We start from the raw sequence: 16297 nt of genomic DNA on the forward strand, positions 1-16297 counted from the left end.
GCTAACGACTATAATCATATAGTATGGTTAAAGGTAAAGCATAATAAGAAAACAAAGGAAGTGACACATTGACCTTTTTTACCATTAGCTTGATACATAATGTCTGAGCAAAATCGAATTGAAATAGAGTTAAGTCAAGTCATCGCTCGTTATGGTGTCCCTTCGATTTTACTAGCAGATGATAGTTTAACTCAGCAATTTGTGATTAAAGCGGTATTACAAAACGTTGGGCTCGGTGTAGATTGCGTTGATGACGGTAAAAAAGCACTTTCCCAAATTAAACACAAACACTATGACATTGTCTTAATGGACATTCAAATGCCTATACTTGATGGCATTTCTGCAACCCAACAAATTAGACAATTCAGCTCATTTGACGTGTTACCCATTATTGCCCTAACGGGCGATACAGAGCTTAATGCTCTCTCATCTGATAAAACGGCGTTGTTTAATGCGTTTTTACAAAAACCGGTAGATAGTCATCTGCTTATCGACACCATTATCTCGTTTTGGGTACCGCAACAAGACGCTTCATCAATACATCATCAGCAAACCGCACTAGCAAGTGATAATAAACACCTTGTCAATTCAATCGCACAACTTGCACTACATCCGTCATTTGACCTGAGTGGCGGTGTGTATGAATGGGTGGGCGATGCAGCGTACTTACGCGTGTTAAGTGCATTTTTACGAGTATACAAGCCTTATGTTTCTTCACTCGACTTAGCAGGCTATCAAGGGTTGTCACAAGTTGAACTACATCGGTTTTTTCATAAACTTAACAGTGCCGCTGCAAACATAGGTGCTATCGATTTAATGAACGCTATTGAGCAATTTCAGCAAAATAGCGATGCTAGTATTCATCAGGTTAACAACGAATTAAGGCGAGTCATTGACATGCTTATGCCATTAGATTCGATTAACAAAAAATAAACATTCTTTTCATGGTACATCGATTTTATTTCATTGTATTATACTAAAAAATTGTCATATATAACAAAAATGCACGTTATTATAAATGGAGTTTATTGAATGCCAGAAGAGCAGTTACCGGATTTGAAAACAAGCACCAACAACCAACCACCAAAATTAATTGTGGTGGGCGTCGGCGCGAGTGCCGGTGGACTTGAGGCTTTACAATCGCTTCTGTCAAATATGCCAACCGATAGTGGAATGGCCTTGGTTGTAGCGCAACATTTGTCTCCCTCTTATAAGAGTATGATGACAGAGCTGCTCGAAAAAGAATCGACGATTTCAGTGGTAACGGCAATCGATAATGCACCAATAGAATCCAATAAAGTGTACATTTGCCCACCTAATTCAAACATTGAAATTACTGCAAACGACCGAATTAAGTTATTAAGTTATCCCGATGTGAGGCATACGCCACGCCCATCTGTTGATATGTTATTTGAGTCGATTGCCGAGCATAAAAAAGATTTTGCCATTGGTGTTGTGTTATCGGGAACCGGAACCGACGGCAGTCGAGGTATACGCGCCATTAAAGGTGAAAATGGCTTTGGTATTGTGCAAGACCCTCATGATGCTAAGTATGATGGTATGCCCAACTCTGCGATTAATTCTGGTCATGTAGACCTTATTTTGCAAGCGACTGAAATTGGTCATGAACTGAAAAATATTATTCATTTCCCGAGAAATACAGGCATTGATAATGACGGCACCATGCCGCGAGAAACCTATCAGGGCATTATTAAGCAATTAAAAGCTCGGCGTAATGTCGATTTTTCGCTTTATAAAGAAAATACTATTTTACGTAGAATTGAACGTCGTATGACGTCATTAAAAATTCATCATTCAGCTGACTATTTGGCGCACCTGCAAGATAATAAAGAAGAAATCAATTACTTGTTTAACGACATGTTAATTGGCGTCACGTCTTTTTTCAGAGACCCACGTGCGTTTGATAATTTACAACGTGAATTAGCTAATTACATTCAAAACAAATCCAATAAGTCGTTACGGTTTTGGTGTGTTGCTTGCTCAACGGGTGAAGAACCTTATACGCTGGCCATTATTTTAAGTGAGATCCTCGGTGACAAGATTGATGATTATAAGATTCAAATTTTTGCCACTGATATTGATCAAAATTCGATTAATTTTGCTCGCTTAGGGGTTTATCCTGAAACTGCGTTAAATTTCATACCTCGCACAATTAAAAACAAATATTTTCTGCTCAATAGCGAACAATATGAATTGATTAAGCCTATTAAATCGAAAGTCATATTTTCGGTTCATGACGTTAACAACGATCCACCATTTTTGCGTCTTGATTTGATTACTTGTCGAAACTTGATGATTTACTTTACCGTTGAGCTCCAACGTCAAATATTGCCAATGTTCCATTATGCACTCAACCCGAAAGGGTTATTGATGCTTGGGCAGTCTGAATCTATTGGTGTGTTTCAAGAACAATATCGACCGCTATCTAAAACTGGTAAGATTTATGAAACTCTGTTTGTTGGTAAGCAACTACCGCCAGAGCGTAAAACGTCTCGAGGTATTAGTTTAACAACCAATAATATGAAAGAGCTAAAGCCGGTACTAAGCTCGCAACATAATCGCAATAAAGTTGATGCAGAACTGACAAACATTATTGCTGATACGTTGCGTGAATTCGTGTTACCTAACGCTATTTTATTAAATGAGAACCAAGATATCATCTTCACCCAAGGTGATAATGCGTTGTTGGTTCGTCCAACAGGTTTACCGTCAAATAATATTTTTAAAAATCTTCATCCGCAACTATCAATCGACTTGCGCAGTGCGTTTCATAATATCCAAAACGGTCAAAAAGTTGCAGATACGGGTTACCAATCATTTAAGTTAAATGACGAGAATGTTTGGGTTAAGTTGATTTTGATGACAATTGAGAGAGAAGGGCCACTCGGTCGTTTAACTCTTATTTTTTCGCAAATTGAACTGCCCGAAAATATTCCGTTGCTTACCACGGATAAGCAAGAAACCTCCAATCAAGCTATTGCCCTTGAGCAGCAACGTTTGTTAGCAAAAACCAAAGAGCAATTACAAAATGTGATTGAAGAGCTAGAAACCTCAAATGAGGAAATGCAGTCCATGAACGAAGAACTGCAAAGCTCAAATGAAGAATTACAAAGCTCCAATGAAGAATTAGAAACGACTAACGAAGAGTTACAGTCTACCAACGAAGAATTACAAACGGCCTACGCTGAATTGCGCATGGCCTATGAAGAACGCGAACATCAACGGATTGAATTAGACAGACTCAAAGTTGATTTAGAGCATTCTAATACCTTACAACATGAAGCGGAAAGATCAGCACAGATGGGATCGTGGTTTTGGGATCTGACTACTCGCAAACTTGAGTGGAGTAATGGTTGTTATGAACTCTTTGGTCTGGATAAAGAAGTGTTCCATCCTTCGTATGAAGCATTTATCGGCTTAGCGTCAGGTGAATACCGTAGTCGTTTAGAAGAGCAATTAACCAATTTATTGCATAACAAAGCGACTCAACCTTTTATTTTTGAAGCTTTGGATGTTGATCGAAATATTAGTATTATGTCGTTAGAGGCGGTTGTGTCATTTAATGATTTAAAGCAAGCCACCCGAGTCATGGGCACTATCCGAGACATTACTAACTCGGTTATGAAAGAAAAAGAACAAGTTGTATATAAAGACACCATCACTTATCTCTTAAACAATACCTTAACGGCATCGTTTGTATTAGATATCGATAAGTTACAAATTGAATACATTAATGCTGCTTTCCAAAAACTACTGGGTTATTCAGAAGTGGTTATCAATGCTTTAGCAGATGAAAAACTATTTACGTTATTTAACACTAAAGATGCGATTATGTTTAAAGGCATTGTCGATAAAGTCTCGCGCTCTACAGTCGGTGAATGCGTTCCTGGAAAATATGCCATTAAACCAAAAGACAGTAATGATTTTATTAATGTGTATGCAAACCATACGGTGTATGAACTTAACGATACCACTGGTTTGCCACAGAAAATGTTAGTGACACTCTTTGCCGCAGATTAATGCAGCATAAAACGTGCAAGTATTAACGTTTGCGGTTATTTAGAAAACAGATTAAATGTCATTTCATTTAAGTATTTGATGACAAGTGTGAAGATTAAGGAGAAGTTTTGGAGCGATATAACGGAATTGGTATCCCATGTATTTCGACAACACATAAGCTTGAAATCGTCGGCTTTAATGATGTTGCCAAAAACATGTTTGGCCGTGCTTTGACGATGTCGCCTATGGGTGACAAAAAAATTGTCTTAACGGCTTTAGTCAATTCTAATGTGTCTAACTTTCTTGCCTGGGTCACTAATAAAGATCAGGATTACATTGAGTTAAAGGTGGTTTGTCATGGTGCGGTTAAGCACTTGGTGGCGAATTTAAAAAATGTTAACGACATCGATTCGCTGGGAAACGAGACCCAATTGTACAACTTTTGTTTCTTCCCGCTGGACAGTTATCACTCATTAAATAAAGATTTTAACCTTTATCGCAGTGTTTATATGCATTCGACTCAGGCGATTTACATTACCGATCATCAACACAATATTGTGTCGGTTAATCCGAGTTTTATTAATTTGTTGAGTCGTTCTTTTAAAGAGGTTATGGGTAAGAATGACGGTATGATATATACCATGGACTCATACGCGAAATTAAAACAATTACTATCAACATTAGACACTGAGCGAGACGATACCAGTGAGCGCTTAGAATGCATCAGGATGTACAAAAATGGTGAGCCTGAAATCATCTGCTGTAAAGTACATATCAATGTCATTTTTGATGAAGAAACTCAAGAAAAGCAATATTTACATATATTAGATGATGTGACGCAGCAGGTTTTAATTGAGAACTCTTTATCTAAAGCGGCCTATACCGACAGTCTAACTGGTTTGTCTAACCGCATGAGCTTTAATGAAAAATTCAAAAATATGCACGATTCAGCTCAACGACTCGGTGAAAAATTATGTGTGTTTTATATCGATTTAGACCGCTTTAAATATTTAAATGACGAGTATGGCCATGATTACGGTGATTTATTACTTAAACATGTAAGCGAACGTTTAGTGGGTTGTTTTAAAAAACAAGACTTAGTGGCAAGAGTGGGTGGTGATGAGTTTGTTGCGGTTATTCAGTCTGATGAAGATATTGATTGCTTTGAGCGCATTGCATTACGGGCTATAAGCGAATTATCTAAGCCTTATACACTCAATGAATTACATTATACTTGTACTTGTAGTATTGGTGTGTCGGTTTATCCCGATGATGCTCTTGACCAAGAATATCTTTTAAAAGCGGCCGACAGTGCCATGTATATTGCTAAACAAAATGGCCGCAATAATTTTGCTTTCTTTGATTTAAACCACAAAAAAACTGAAGATAAACATCAAAAAATCATTAAAGTTGTTGAAAAAGCATTAGCAGATAAAAAGATTATTCCTTTTTTTCAGCCAATTCACGATGTCGATACTGGTGAATTAGTGTCGTTTGAAGCTTTAGCGCGTTATTGTAATGACCAAAATGAAATTTTACCGCCTAGCTATTTTATGCCTTCTATCGAACAAGATGTGTTACTGATAGGTTTGGGTGTAACCATCATTAATCAGGTAGTTACTCAACTTAGAATGCTCGAATCACATGGCATAATGATCCCGATTTCAATTAATTTATCTTCGTATCAATTACTTTCTGAAGTCATTATTAAACAACTCGAAATGGTTGCGCTGCGATTTCCGCAATTTATTCCGTTATTGAAAATTGAGATTACTGAAACATTAATTTTCGAAAACAATCAGTTTGTTGTGGTCAACATTGCTCGCCTAGTCGAATGTGGTTTTAGGCTAATGCTTGATGATTTTGGTACGGGTTATTCATCCATTTATTCATTAAAAAAGTTTAAGTTTGAAACCGTCAAAATTGATAAAACGTTTATTGATGACATCAATTCTAGTAATGTTGAAGATCAAACCTTACTCAATACGATTATCGCTTTAGTCAAAAACCTTAAGTTAAAGATTATTTGCGAAGGTGTTGAAACCGCATCGCAAGTGGCATTTTTGAAGGATCAACACTGTGGTTTTGCACAAGGTTATTATTACTCGCAAGCTATATCTAAAGCTAAAATGCATGACTATATAAAAAAACACAGTAAAACAGCCATTTTTTCGCCCATAAAAACAACAGTTCAATAGAGATTAATGAATGAGTACAGAAAAGCTTACTAAAGTATTAATTATTGATGATGAGAGTTCATCAATTGAAGTGATGAAAACCATGCTTGAATCAACCATGGCTGTTTTTGTTGCTGAAACAGCTGATGATGGTTATAACTTACTCCAATTACACGATTTCGACATCATTTTATTGGATGTAGACCTACCTGATATGTCAGGGTTTGATTTGTGTAAACGAATCAAGTCTGAACTACGATTTACTCATATTCCTGTGATTTTTATCTCAGGCTACAAAGAGCTTATTTTTGAAATTCAAGCATTTGAATCGGGTGGTATTGATTACCTGACTAAACCCATTAGTCCAGTAAAAATGCTGATTAGAATGAGTGTAGCCTTGAATGTAAAATTGCCCATCCCAAGTTCGCAAAATATTAAACTAGGATAGGTTAAAGGTAAAAAACACTGGAATTAGTGGAATTAGCATTTGTTAGCATTATTTTATGCTGCTTGGAATGTGATTTGTACATCAGTGCCTTTGCCTACTTCAGACTGAACATCGACACTGGCATTTTGTTGTTGCAGTATTTGCAATACGATAGACATACCAATGCCGGTTCCAGTGCCTATAGGTTTTGTTGTGTAAAAGGCATCAAACATCCTTTGTTTTACCTCAGGTGTCATACCGCAGCCATTATCAATAATATTGAGTTTAATAATGTCGTCACATTGCGTCAGCTTTATGGAGACGATTCCAGCGTTATTGTTTGATTGTTCACAGGCTTGTATCGCATTGACTAAAATATTCACGAGTACTTGATTGAGTTCACCAGAATTAAATCGAATGTTAGCGACTCTAATGAGTTCTTGTTTAACAAGCACATCTTTCAGTTTTGGTCCTAATAATTTAACTGCCATTTCAATGGCATCGTATAAATTAATATCAGTAATTTGTTCAGTGTCTGTTCTGGCAAAAAATAATAAATTTTTAACAATATCTTTAATACGGTAAAAACCTTGGTCAGTATCGGTGATGAGCTCGGGCAAGTCTTCAGTGATAAAATCGATATTATGTTTTTGTGCATCATTTACAGGCGCGTTAGGCACTATCTCGAGTAAATCTGCCACATAACTGTTTAGTGTAGTGACATTACTTATCACAAATGCCAGCGGATTATTAATTTCATGCGCTACGCCCGCAGCGAGGGAACCGAGCAATGCCAGTTTTTCTTGTTGTATCAATGACTGTTGTTGATTTTTAATTTGTTCTATTTGTTGCTCTAACAACACATTTTTCTCATAGACTTGTCGTGTGTAATCTTCAAGCATTTGCTCGATTTCAGCTCGCGCTTTTTTTTCACGAATGTATGCGATGTAATATGGGTTAGATTTATCAGTCATTGTTTAACTCTATGTTTAAAATGCATTGCTCAGCGCCATGGTGCATACAGGTATCGTGTTTAATACTAATTCTCTGATGATAATAATCTGCAGCACCAAAAATTAAGCCTTCAGCGCAAAAACACAGCTTACGAGGCGAGTGGTATTTAAGCTCTATGTTATTGTTATCAATCATTGTTGAAATAATGGTTGGTAGTGCAGGCTCATGATAAAGCTTATTCACTTCAACGTGGATGATATTATGGATGCCCATGACTAACGAGGTAAAGTCAGTAAAACGCTCAACGACTTTTGTGTGGTTTGCCGCTAAACCTGAAAATAAGAATTGACCAAACGCCTTTATGACATCTTGTATTGGGAGGTTTAACATCTCTGCCACTTCAGTAACAATGGCAAATAATTCATTTTCTGGGTAATTTTTAGCAGATATATAGACTCTGTCTGCAGGGGCATGTTTTTCTAATAAGTCATTCCAGACACCCATACCACATTGTTGAACTATCATGTCTTCAAGTACGTTAAAAATAATTCCTTTCATAAAACCTCTCAATGTTTTCGTTACAACAATAGCGATAAATTATTGCTTTGTCATGATTTAAAAAAATATCCAGCATGTTGCATATCATTTAAATAATATTGTGTATTTTTTGGATTTCTTTAAGTGTGACAACAAATGTTGCTGATACATGCGCAAGTGATTGCCCTGTATTTATTGACTCTTCAGCTTGTATTGCGGCACTGCTGAGTAAAGTAAGACCTAAGCATGCACTCGTGCCTTTAATTTTATGTAACAGTGATAAAAGTGATTCTTTTTCAGATCTGCTAACAATCTGCTGTAACTCGTCCGGTATGCTAAGCAAACTGGATAAATAATCGTAACGCATTTGTTTTTCTTCAATGTCATCAATATCTGATTCATTCGTCGGTTCAGCAGTGACAACTGCTGATTGAGTCAATGTTTGCGATGACAGCAATGACGACAACAATGATAACAACGTCATTTTGTCGATTGGTTTGGTTAATTTGGCATTAAATGGGCATGTTTGTTTTTCATCATTGTTTTCGAACACGTCGGCGCTGAGAGATATTATGGGTGAAGAAATGCCTAGATGTCTAAGCTGGGTTGCAGTTGTTAAGCCATCCATTACAGGCATTTGTTGATCCATTAATATTAGATCAGGATTATTCGCCATGGCCATTTCTAATCCTTGTTGTCCATTTTCGGCAAACAATAACTGTAATTGGGTTGTTTTAAGGTATGAGGCAAGCAAAGATCGAATGTCTGGTACATCATCGACGATTAACAATGTTCCTGATAACGAATTGATTGCTGCTTGAGATGGCTGCTCACATGTTGAACTGACATCTACTGATTGTGGTGCTGTTTCATTTGCGTCAAGGAGTAATGTAAATACGCTACCTTGACCCAGAACACTTGTGAATGACAAGTCAATTGCCATGGCGTCTGCTAGTTTTTTGGTAATATGCAAACCAAGTCCGGTACCACCAAAATCCCTGCTGATACTAGAATCGCCCTGACTAAATGGACTAAACAATTGTGTTTGCTGCATCTGGCTCATGCCAATACCTTCATCACAAATACGTATTTGTAGCTGCTTATTGTGCAGTAATGATGCCTCAATGCTAACCGTGCCCTGGTTGGTAAACTTAATCGCATTACTGAGTAAATTGAGTAAAATTTGTTGAAGCCGAAATGTGTCAACATGGACACTGGCTGTGTCTGGTACTGTAATGGTGTAATCAAGCTTGAGGTTTTTTTGCTTGGCTAAAATAGCGGTATTATTGACGATATCGGTTAAAAAAGGCTTTATCATTACATGTTCAAATGCAATTTCCATTTTACCTTCATCAATTTTTGCAGTATCCAATATGTCATTAATGACATTCTGTAAATGAAGTGTATTGTTGTTTATACGTGTTAGGGTCGTGTGAGTATCGTCGGTTGTTGTGGCTAATAACTCTTCTGTAAACCCTTTAATAATGGTTATTGGGGTACGAATTTCATGGCTCATATTGGCTAAAAACCGAGTTTTAATGGCAGCGAGTTGATTTGCCTTATCGCGCTCATGTTCTAACTCTTTGGTTCTATCTGCCACTTTTTCTTCTAGTTCATCATTCATCACAATGATTTCTTTCATCGAGCTCATCAGTGCTTTACGTGACAGCAACACTTTATTTTGCATCTCATTAATACTGTCTGAAAGCATTTCAAATTCAATAGAGCTATGTTCAAATTGCAACGACTTATAGGCTGGTGTGTCTAGGTCCCATTGGTGTGCCTGTTGGGCTATTCGTTCAAGGGTATTGGTGTAGTTTCGGATAAAGCGGGTTGATAAAATGGTGATGTATTCCATTAATAACATCACTAACATCATAGCGATACTGAGATAAATAAAGTACCTAACCGCATAAGGTTTTACATCTAAATAATATTGCGCTGTCCAGCGTAAATCGGCTAATTGCTTTTGAATGACAATATATTGCGCATCGGCTGTAAAAATAATGCTTTCTGGTTGGTTTAAGAAAATTTGTCGATAAAAAGGAGGAATATAGGGGGCTAGCAATGTACGTTCTGTCCATTCTTTCCCTAGTTCACCTAATTGCTCACTTCCCCATATTTTCTTCGATTCGTTGTCGAGTAAAATGCGGTTTATAGCCACATCATCAGCGATCAATGCGTTGTCGTTATGTATTAAGTTTTCTGTTAACGACACAATATTGATTGATTGTTCTAATACGCCATCAAATTGACCGTTTTTATACAGCGGTGTACTTACCGCAAACAACAAGTCTTGCCCGAGCGTACGACCTTGAAATATCTTACTGATGTAAGTGGTATTTAACTCTCTGGGTTTAAAAAAATAGCTGCGGTCACTTACCGATGCCTGGTTAAGATCGTCATCGTTAAATCCAGCTTTATAAAAGTGAGTAATATCCCCATGCTTATCTGTCATTAATGCTGAAATACTTTCAGGATGCAGTTCAGTCATGACCTTCAAGGTATCTTTGTTAATGTGGTTTTGACCTAAGCGGGCCAACATTTCAATTTCATTGATGTAACTGTCAATGTGCCTGTGAATATTGTCCACAAATGCATTTTGAGCTTTGTCGTAATAATTGAGTTGTGATGATAAATGAAGACCAATGATCCCCTGTAAAATCATGGCAATTAAAATGGTTCCGGGTACTGCACTGTATAGGGCTATGCGATGGGTAAGTTGAAGTTTTAAGCTCTGCTTTTTGTGTATCTCCGGTGAGCTCGTGATGTCTTCTAATACTAAGGCTGTTCGTGTACAGAGCAAAAAAATGCAAGTATCAACAATGACAGTCCAGGCAAAAAGATCCAGTGACTCATAAAATATACCGTAGCCAAATAAACGATATATCACACTAATTGAGAGGGCGTAGGCGAGCGTTATTTTCCACAGCGGTTGAGTTAATTTTAATGTCAAAGGCAGGAGCAATAGTAGCTGTAAACTGTTACCTAACCAGACAATCTCGCTGTTAAGCGGCAGCGTTACTAGGATCATACTGAGCAATGCCCACACTAATCCTAATCGAAATAAAATAATAAAAAATGCCACATTGCCAATTAAAAATGGCACAACAAAAGGCAGGTCTACAGCAATGGTATTAATTAATACGCCAATTAAAGACATGCTGAAAAAAAACCGAAAACGTCTCATCGTAATGGGTTTTGCAATCAGTAACTTAGCTTTTTCTGTCGATGTCATGTCAAATTAACTCAATATAATAAATGTCATACAGCATTGTTGTAACTGTTTTATCCGTTTACGATGTAGTGAAACAAAATCGACTATCAAAAATTTTGTCATAGGTTTTATACCACAGTCATTACGTCTCAAAAGTCTTATATGTCCTATTTGTCTCCTTGATTAATCTATGCTATAAATGATTAATAATCAAGCGTTGCAAATTAAGACCAAACATGAAAACGTTAAAACCGAGCGAAATAGCCTTATATTGTGATGTACACCAAAGGACAGTGAGTCGTTGGATAGCTCAAGGGCAACTTAAGGGACATAAACTCCCTGGGCGTGGTAATTATCGTGTGTTGTTAAGTGATTTTATTTTATTTTTGCAAACGCAAAACATGCCAATGCCAACAGAGTTACTAAGCAACACCAATCAAGATGAAGAAGCCGTTGATACAACATCGAATAAGCGAATTTTGATTATTGATGATGAAACTGAGATCCGCAATGCGATACGCAGAGTGCTAGCAAAAGGTGGCTATGTTATCGATACTGCGACTGATGGTTTTCAGGCAGGGGTAAAAGTCTTACGTGACAAACCAAACTTGATCACCTTAGATTTATCAATGCCAGGACTTGATGGGTTCGACGTACTGACGTTTATTCGTGCGCAACCAGAGATTGCAGATATTAAGATTGTGGTTATTTCAGGATTATCTGATACCGAGTTACAAAAAGCGTTGGTGTTAGGTGCTAATGCAGTACTGCCAAAGCCATTTGAAAACACACAATTAATATCGACTATTAATAACTTATTAAAGTAAGTGGGAATAACATGATTAACAAGCTGCTAATTGTAGATGATGAAGTTGCTATTTTACGTGCATTGAGTCGAGTGCTGACGCGCGCAGGATATCAAGTTTTTAAAGCAAATAGTGGCGAAGAAGCCCTTAGCATCATGCAGCAATATGCGTGTCACGTGGTTATTTCAGATTTTAGAATGCCGATAATGAATGGGGCGGAATTATTAGGGGCAATTAAGGATCTGTATCCAGACACTATTAGTATGATCCTCAGTGGCTATACAGATTTTAATTCTGTAGTCGCTTTAATTAACTCCGGGACTGCATTTCGTTTTTTACAAAAACCCTGGGACGAGCAGGCGCTATTTACTGAAGTTAAAGAAGCATTTAGTACTTATCACAATCGTTCACATCAACATCAAGTAAACTTGCTCATGTCCAATACTGCAGAGGCACTCGTCGAGTTACACCCCAATGGCCAATTTGGGCAAGTTAATGGCGTTGCGAAACAATTATTTGATTTTTCTCAACACACTATTTTATTGTCAGATGCCTTTCCTTATTGCACTGATAATTGTGTTAACAAATTGTTTGAAGATGACTTACAAACAGTCACTCTGCAAAATCGTCAAGGTAAAGATGTTGAATTATTACTAAAGATTGCCACGGATAACTCGCGTTTTTTCGAGCTACATTTTGTAAATAAAAATGACGGGGCGGTGTCTAATCGAAAACAGTTAGCAGCATTTTTAGACCAAAATGAATTAATAACAACTGCTGATGGGCTGATTAAATCCAATACCCATTTTGCCATGATTGCTATTCATCTAAAAAACTATAACTATTGGACTGATATGATGGGCTTGCAAGCGAGCGAAGCCCTATTTGCTGAAATTACATCAACAATGTTAAGCCAATCTAAACAATTTCAAGCTTCGTTGTCATTTTTAAGCGACGAGCATTTTGTATTACTATTAGATAATTACAAATCAGAACTAGATTTACATAAACAACTTACAGATTTTATTGAACCGTTTAATACGAGTCGGTTTTCCGATAAATCTGTGCATGTTGAATTTGTGATTACCTACTGTATAGCCCACGAAGATGGTGAAAGTGCACAACAGTTACTTAATAATGTATTAATGTCTAACCGGTTATATCGATCTTCACAATCTAATTTTTTTATGCGTTATGATGCCTCAATGATTGAGCAAAAACGTAATCAGTTACTTATCAGTAAAGCCTTATTTCATGCTGTAGAAAATGATGAATTATTTTTACATTTTCAGCCTAAATTTGATTTAAATAAAGGAAAGATTTGTAGCTGTGAGGTGCTATTGCGCTGGAACCATCCTGAACTGGGTAACGTATCTCCAGGGGTATTTATTCCGATAGCTGAACAAGAAGGTCAAATTATTGAGTTAGGTTATTGGGTGATAGAAAGTGCATGCATAGCGATTTCAAATTGGACTAAAAAAGGTATCAATCTTGATAAAGTTGCGATTAATGTGTCTGGCAAGCAATTGTCACAAATTGATTTTATTCCGCGAGTTGAAGCATTATTAGCGAGGTTTGATATTGATATGTCACGACTTGAATTTGAACTGACAGAATCCTGGCTCGTGGATAATATAGAAGAAAGTGCAGAGAAACTAAGACGCCTTAAAAATGCAGGGATCAGTATTGCAATGGATGACTTTGGTACAGGTTATTCATCTTTATCTTACTTGTCTAAGCTGCCCATTGACGTGCTTAAAATAGATAGGTCTCTTATTATGGATATTGTGCACAATTTAAATACACAAAGCATGGTGGGGAGTATCACTCGTATGGCCCATGAATTAGGTATGCAAGTTGTGGTAGAGGGTGTCGAACAGATTGAACAAATCAAGGTGTTAGAAAAACTTAAGTGCGATGTTATTCAAGGGTTTATCATTGCCAGACCTCAGGCAGAAGATCATTTTACTGCGTTGATTTCTAATGCAGATGTGTCTATTGCTTCTGTAATGGGGAAAATATGAAAAAATTGACGGCACTGTTTATCGACGACGATGTGTTTATGCTTAAAGCATTACAACGCACAGCACGCAGAGCCAAACCCGATTGGGATTTTTACCTTTGCGAACATTGCAACGATTGGCAATCAGCACTGCCAGAGGGGGTGATTCCAGACGTGGTTTTTTGTGACTACTTAATGCCAAAAAAAAATGGTGATGAAGTACTGCTAGAGATTGCCAATATCATTCCTTCTGCGGTTAGAGTATTACTAACAGGTGATACGGGTGAAGATGTGGTCACCAAAGTCAGTGCCATTACCCATTTTGTGTTAAAAAAACCTTTTTCTGCTGACGATTTAAACCATGTTTTTTCATGTATAGAACGTTTAGATGCACTCAATTTTAACCTAGAAACTCGCAATAAATTTGGTCGAATAGGTTACTATTTTGCCTTACCTACAATTGTTACTGAGTTGCATCAATTGTTTACCTCTGACGATGTAGATATTGAACAAGCTGCAGCACTTATCATTCAAGAATCATTTATTGCCGCTAAAATTATCCAAATCGCCAATTCCGCATTTTTAGGATACAGCCGGCAAACTGTGTCTTTGGAAGAAGCAATTAAACGATTGGGATTAAAGATGACTGAAACCATTGTGATATCAATGGCGGTCGGTGATTGTCTTGTTGCCAAAGTACCTTCCAATTTACATAGATTAATCAATGAGTGGGCATTTAATTTTTCTAATCAATCTAGGCAATTGAGTAAATCACTTGGCTTTAATTCTGCCATGCTCGATATTGTTTCAATGGCGGCATTATTAACCGGTATTGGTCAACTAGCACTTATTGCTGAATCTGATGAATATATCAATTCATCAGACAATGATAAGCAGTTTTTTGTGCTAAGAGATGCCAGTATTCTTACCGTTTATATCTTGACGTTATGGGGATTTTCAGTTGATCTTTGCAAAGTGATTTTAATGCAAGATAACCCAGATTTTCATGCTCAAGAAGATAACGAAGATAAACTGGGATTAATTTTGTATTTAGTCAAATTGAAGCTCTTATGTAAATTGGAACACACTGAAAAAGAGAGCCTCAAAAACCTGGTTGTGGACACAAAAATCGTCGATTGGATCGGCGAAAACTTATAATCTTGTTTAGTATTTAAATGATTCAACGCTGCAAATTGCAACTCATCGCAATTGATTTAAACACAAGTTCAGCGCTATCAGTACTATGACTGCCTTTGAGCATTAGACGCTGCAATAATCATTTTATTTCTCAGCCATTTATTGGCAGGTTCTTTATCAACATTTACATGCCAATATAAATGTACGCCTATATCGGGTAATTCTACCGGCATAGGGTATACCGCAATATCTAACATTTCGCTGTACATCATTGCAGCAGTCTTTGGTAGAGTTAATAGCATGTCATTGTTTAATATTACCTTACATGCTGATAAGGCTTGCTGACATCGTAGTGATATGCGGCGATGGTAACCCATTCTCGATAACTCAAAATCTTCCATACCAGGCCCAGTCGAACGCGAAGAAACCAAAACATGATCTAATGCTAAGTAGGTCTCTAAATCTAAATTATGTGTCAACGCGGGATGTCCTTTACGTGCAACAACCACGAGTTCATCTAGTTGCAGTTGCGTGTGACGAATATTATTACTCACAGGGATCAAAGCATCGATGGCTAAATCGATATCACCGCTGGCTAATTTGTTTTCTAACTCACTACGGTTAACCCGCTTATTACTGTTGAGATGAATTGCAGGAGATTCTACCGATAAGCTTTCTTGCAAAATGGGTAAATAGTAAGGCTCTAATGATCCGTGTAAAGACAAAGAAAAGCTTTTGCGAGAGGTAAGAGGTTCAAATTGTCTTGATTGTACCAGGCACACTTGTAATTGGTGCAGTGCTTCTCGGACATCATCAATGACATTTTTTGCAACGGGAGTCGGGCGCATCTCGTTACCCTGACGGATAAACAAAGGGTCATCGAAATGATTGCGTAATTTACCTAATGAGTGACTCACAGCCGGTTGTGACAAATTTAGTACCGATGCCGCTTTGGTGATATTTCCTTCGCAATATATGGCATCAAAAACTACAAACAAATTCAAATCAATTTTCATATTC

11 protein-coding genes are annotated in these 16297 nt (G+C 37.3%); 7 read left to right on the top strand and 4 right to left on the bottom strand.

Features of this window, described 5'->3' with window-relative positions:
- Positions 1-99: 99 nt before the first annotated feature.
- From AC19MX_RS15495 to AC19MX_RS15510, 4 genes are all read left to right on the top strand, one after another.
- Positions 100-933, top strand: coding sequence for a response regulator (locus AC19MX_RS15495; protein ID WP_432400269.1), 834 nt, complete (start codon positions 100-102; stop codon positions 931-933).
- A gap of 99 nt (positions 934-1032) precedes the next feature.
- Positions 1033-4041, top strand: a complete 3009-nt coding sequence (locus AC19MX_RS15500) for a chemotaxis protein CheB (protein ID WP_432400270.1) — start codon at positions 1033-1035, stop codon at positions 4039-4041.
- Between the two features lie 107 nt (positions 4042-4148).
- Entirely contained in the window at positions 4149-6218 is a 2070-nt protein-coding gene (locus tag AC19MX_RS15505; protein WP_432400271.1) for a sensor domain-containing protein, read from the top strand.
- 10 nt (positions 6219-6228) lie between these two features.
- Positions 6229-6645, top strand: a complete 417-nt coding sequence (locus AC19MX_RS15510) for a response regulator (RefSeq protein WP_432400272.1) — start codon at positions 6229-6231, stop codon at positions 6643-6645.
- A 53-nt stretch (positions 6646-6698) separates the two neighbouring features.
- Here AC19MX_RS15510 and AC19MX_RS15515 read toward each other — a convergent pair whose 3' ends face one another.
- The 3 genes from AC19MX_RS15515 to AC19MX_RS15525 all read right to left on the bottom strand — a co-directional run bounded on the left by AC19MX_RS15515 (position 6699) and on the right by AC19MX_RS15525 (position 11353).
- Positions 6699-7598: a sensor histidine kinase gene (locus AC19MX_RS15515; protein WP_432400273.1), complete on the bottom strand. Its 900-nt coding sequence runs from the start codon at positions 7596-7598 to the stop codon at positions 6699-6701.
- A complete protein-coding gene (locus tag AC19MX_RS15520) occupies positions 7591-8136 on the bottom strand; it encodes a heme NO-binding domain-containing protein (RefSeq protein WP_432400274.1) in 546 nt (181 codons plus the stop codon). The genes AC19MX_RS15515 and AC19MX_RS15520 overlap by 8 nt, the downstream gene beginning before the upstream one ends.
- Positions 8137-8224: 88 nt before the next feature.
- Positions 8225-11353 (bottom strand): ATP-binding protein, encoded by a 3129-nt coding sequence (locus AC19MX_RS15525; protein ID WP_432400275.1) that lies wholly within the window; start codon positions 11351-11353, stop codon positions 8225-8227.
- A 215-nt stretch (positions 11354-11568) separates the two neighbouring features.
- Between AC19MX_RS15525 and AC19MX_RS15530 the strand changes: the two genes are divergently transcribed.
- From AC19MX_RS15530 to AC19MX_RS15540, 3 genes are read left to right on the top strand one after another with little or no spacing between them, the layout of a single operon-like run.
- Positions 11569-12159 carry a response regulator gene (locus tag AC19MX_RS15530; protein ID WP_432400276.1) on the top strand — a complete coding sequence of 197 codons (591 nt, stop codon included), beginning with the start codon at positions 11569-11571 and terminating at the stop codon, positions 12157-12159.
- Positions 12160-12170: 11 nt separating this feature from the next.
- Positions 12171-14162 carry an EAL domain-containing response regulator gene (locus AC19MX_RS15535; RefSeq protein ID WP_432400277.1) on the top strand — a complete coding sequence of 664 codons (1992 nt, stop codon included), beginning with the start codon at positions 12171-12173 and terminating at the stop codon, positions 14160-14162.
- On the top strand, positions 14159-15298 hold the full coding sequence (locus AC19MX_RS15540) for an HDOD domain-containing protein (protein ID WP_432400278.1): 1140 nt from the start codon (positions 14159-14161) through the stop codon (positions 15296-15298). The genes AC19MX_RS15535 and AC19MX_RS15540 overlap by 4 nt, the downstream gene beginning before the upstream one ends.
- An 83-nt stretch (positions 15299-15381) precedes the next feature.
- Here AC19MX_RS15540 and AC19MX_RS15545 read toward each other — a convergent pair whose 3' ends face one another.
- Positions 15382-16293: a LysR family transcriptional regulator gene (locus AC19MX_RS15545; RefSeq protein ID WP_432400279.1), complete on the bottom strand. Its 912-nt coding sequence runs from the start codon at positions 16291-16293 to the stop codon at positions 15382-15384.
- Positions 16294-16297 lie beyond the last annotated feature (4 nt).

It is taken from the genome of Shewanella sp. MF05956 (assembly GCF_059758055.1).

Coding starts and splice junctions, on each gene's coding strand:
- AC19MX_RS15535 (WP_432400277.1), top strand. CDS start 12,171: ATGATTAACAAGCTGCTAATTGTAGATGATGAAGTTGCTATTTTACGT.
- AC19MX_RS15545 (WP_432400279.1), bottom strand. CDS start 16,293: ATGAAAATTGATTTGAATTTGTTTGTAGTTTTTGATGCCATATATTGC.
- AC19MX_RS15510 (WP_432400272.1), top strand. CDS start 6,229: ATGAGTACAGAAAAGCTTACTAAAGTATTAATTATTGATGATGAGAGT.
- AC19MX_RS15515 (WP_432400273.1), bottom strand. CDS start 7,598: ATGACTGATAAATCTAACCCATATTACATCGCATACATTCGTGAAAAA.
- AC19MX_RS15520 (WP_432400274.1), bottom strand. CDS start 8,136: ATGAAAGGAATTATTTTTAACGTACTTGAAGACATGATAGTTCAACAA.
- AC19MX_RS15525 (WP_432400275.1), bottom strand. CDS start 11,353: ATGACATCGACAGAAAAAGCTAAGTTACTGATTGCAAAACCCATTACG.
- AC19MX_RS15530 (WP_432400276.1), top strand. CDS start 11,569: ATGAAAACGTTAAAACCGAGCGAAATAGCCTTATATTGTGATGTACAC.
- AC19MX_RS15495 (WP_432400269.1), top strand. CDS start 100: ATGTCTGAGCAAAATCGAATTGAAATAGAGTTAAGTCAAGTCATCGCT.
- AC19MX_RS15540 (WP_432400278.1), top strand. CDS start 14,159: ATGAAAAAATTGACGGCACTGTTTATCGACGACGATGTGTTTATGCTT.
- AC19MX_RS15500 (WP_432400270.1), top strand. CDS start 1,033: ATGCCAGAAGAGCAGTTACCGGATTTGAAAACAAGCACCAACAACCAA.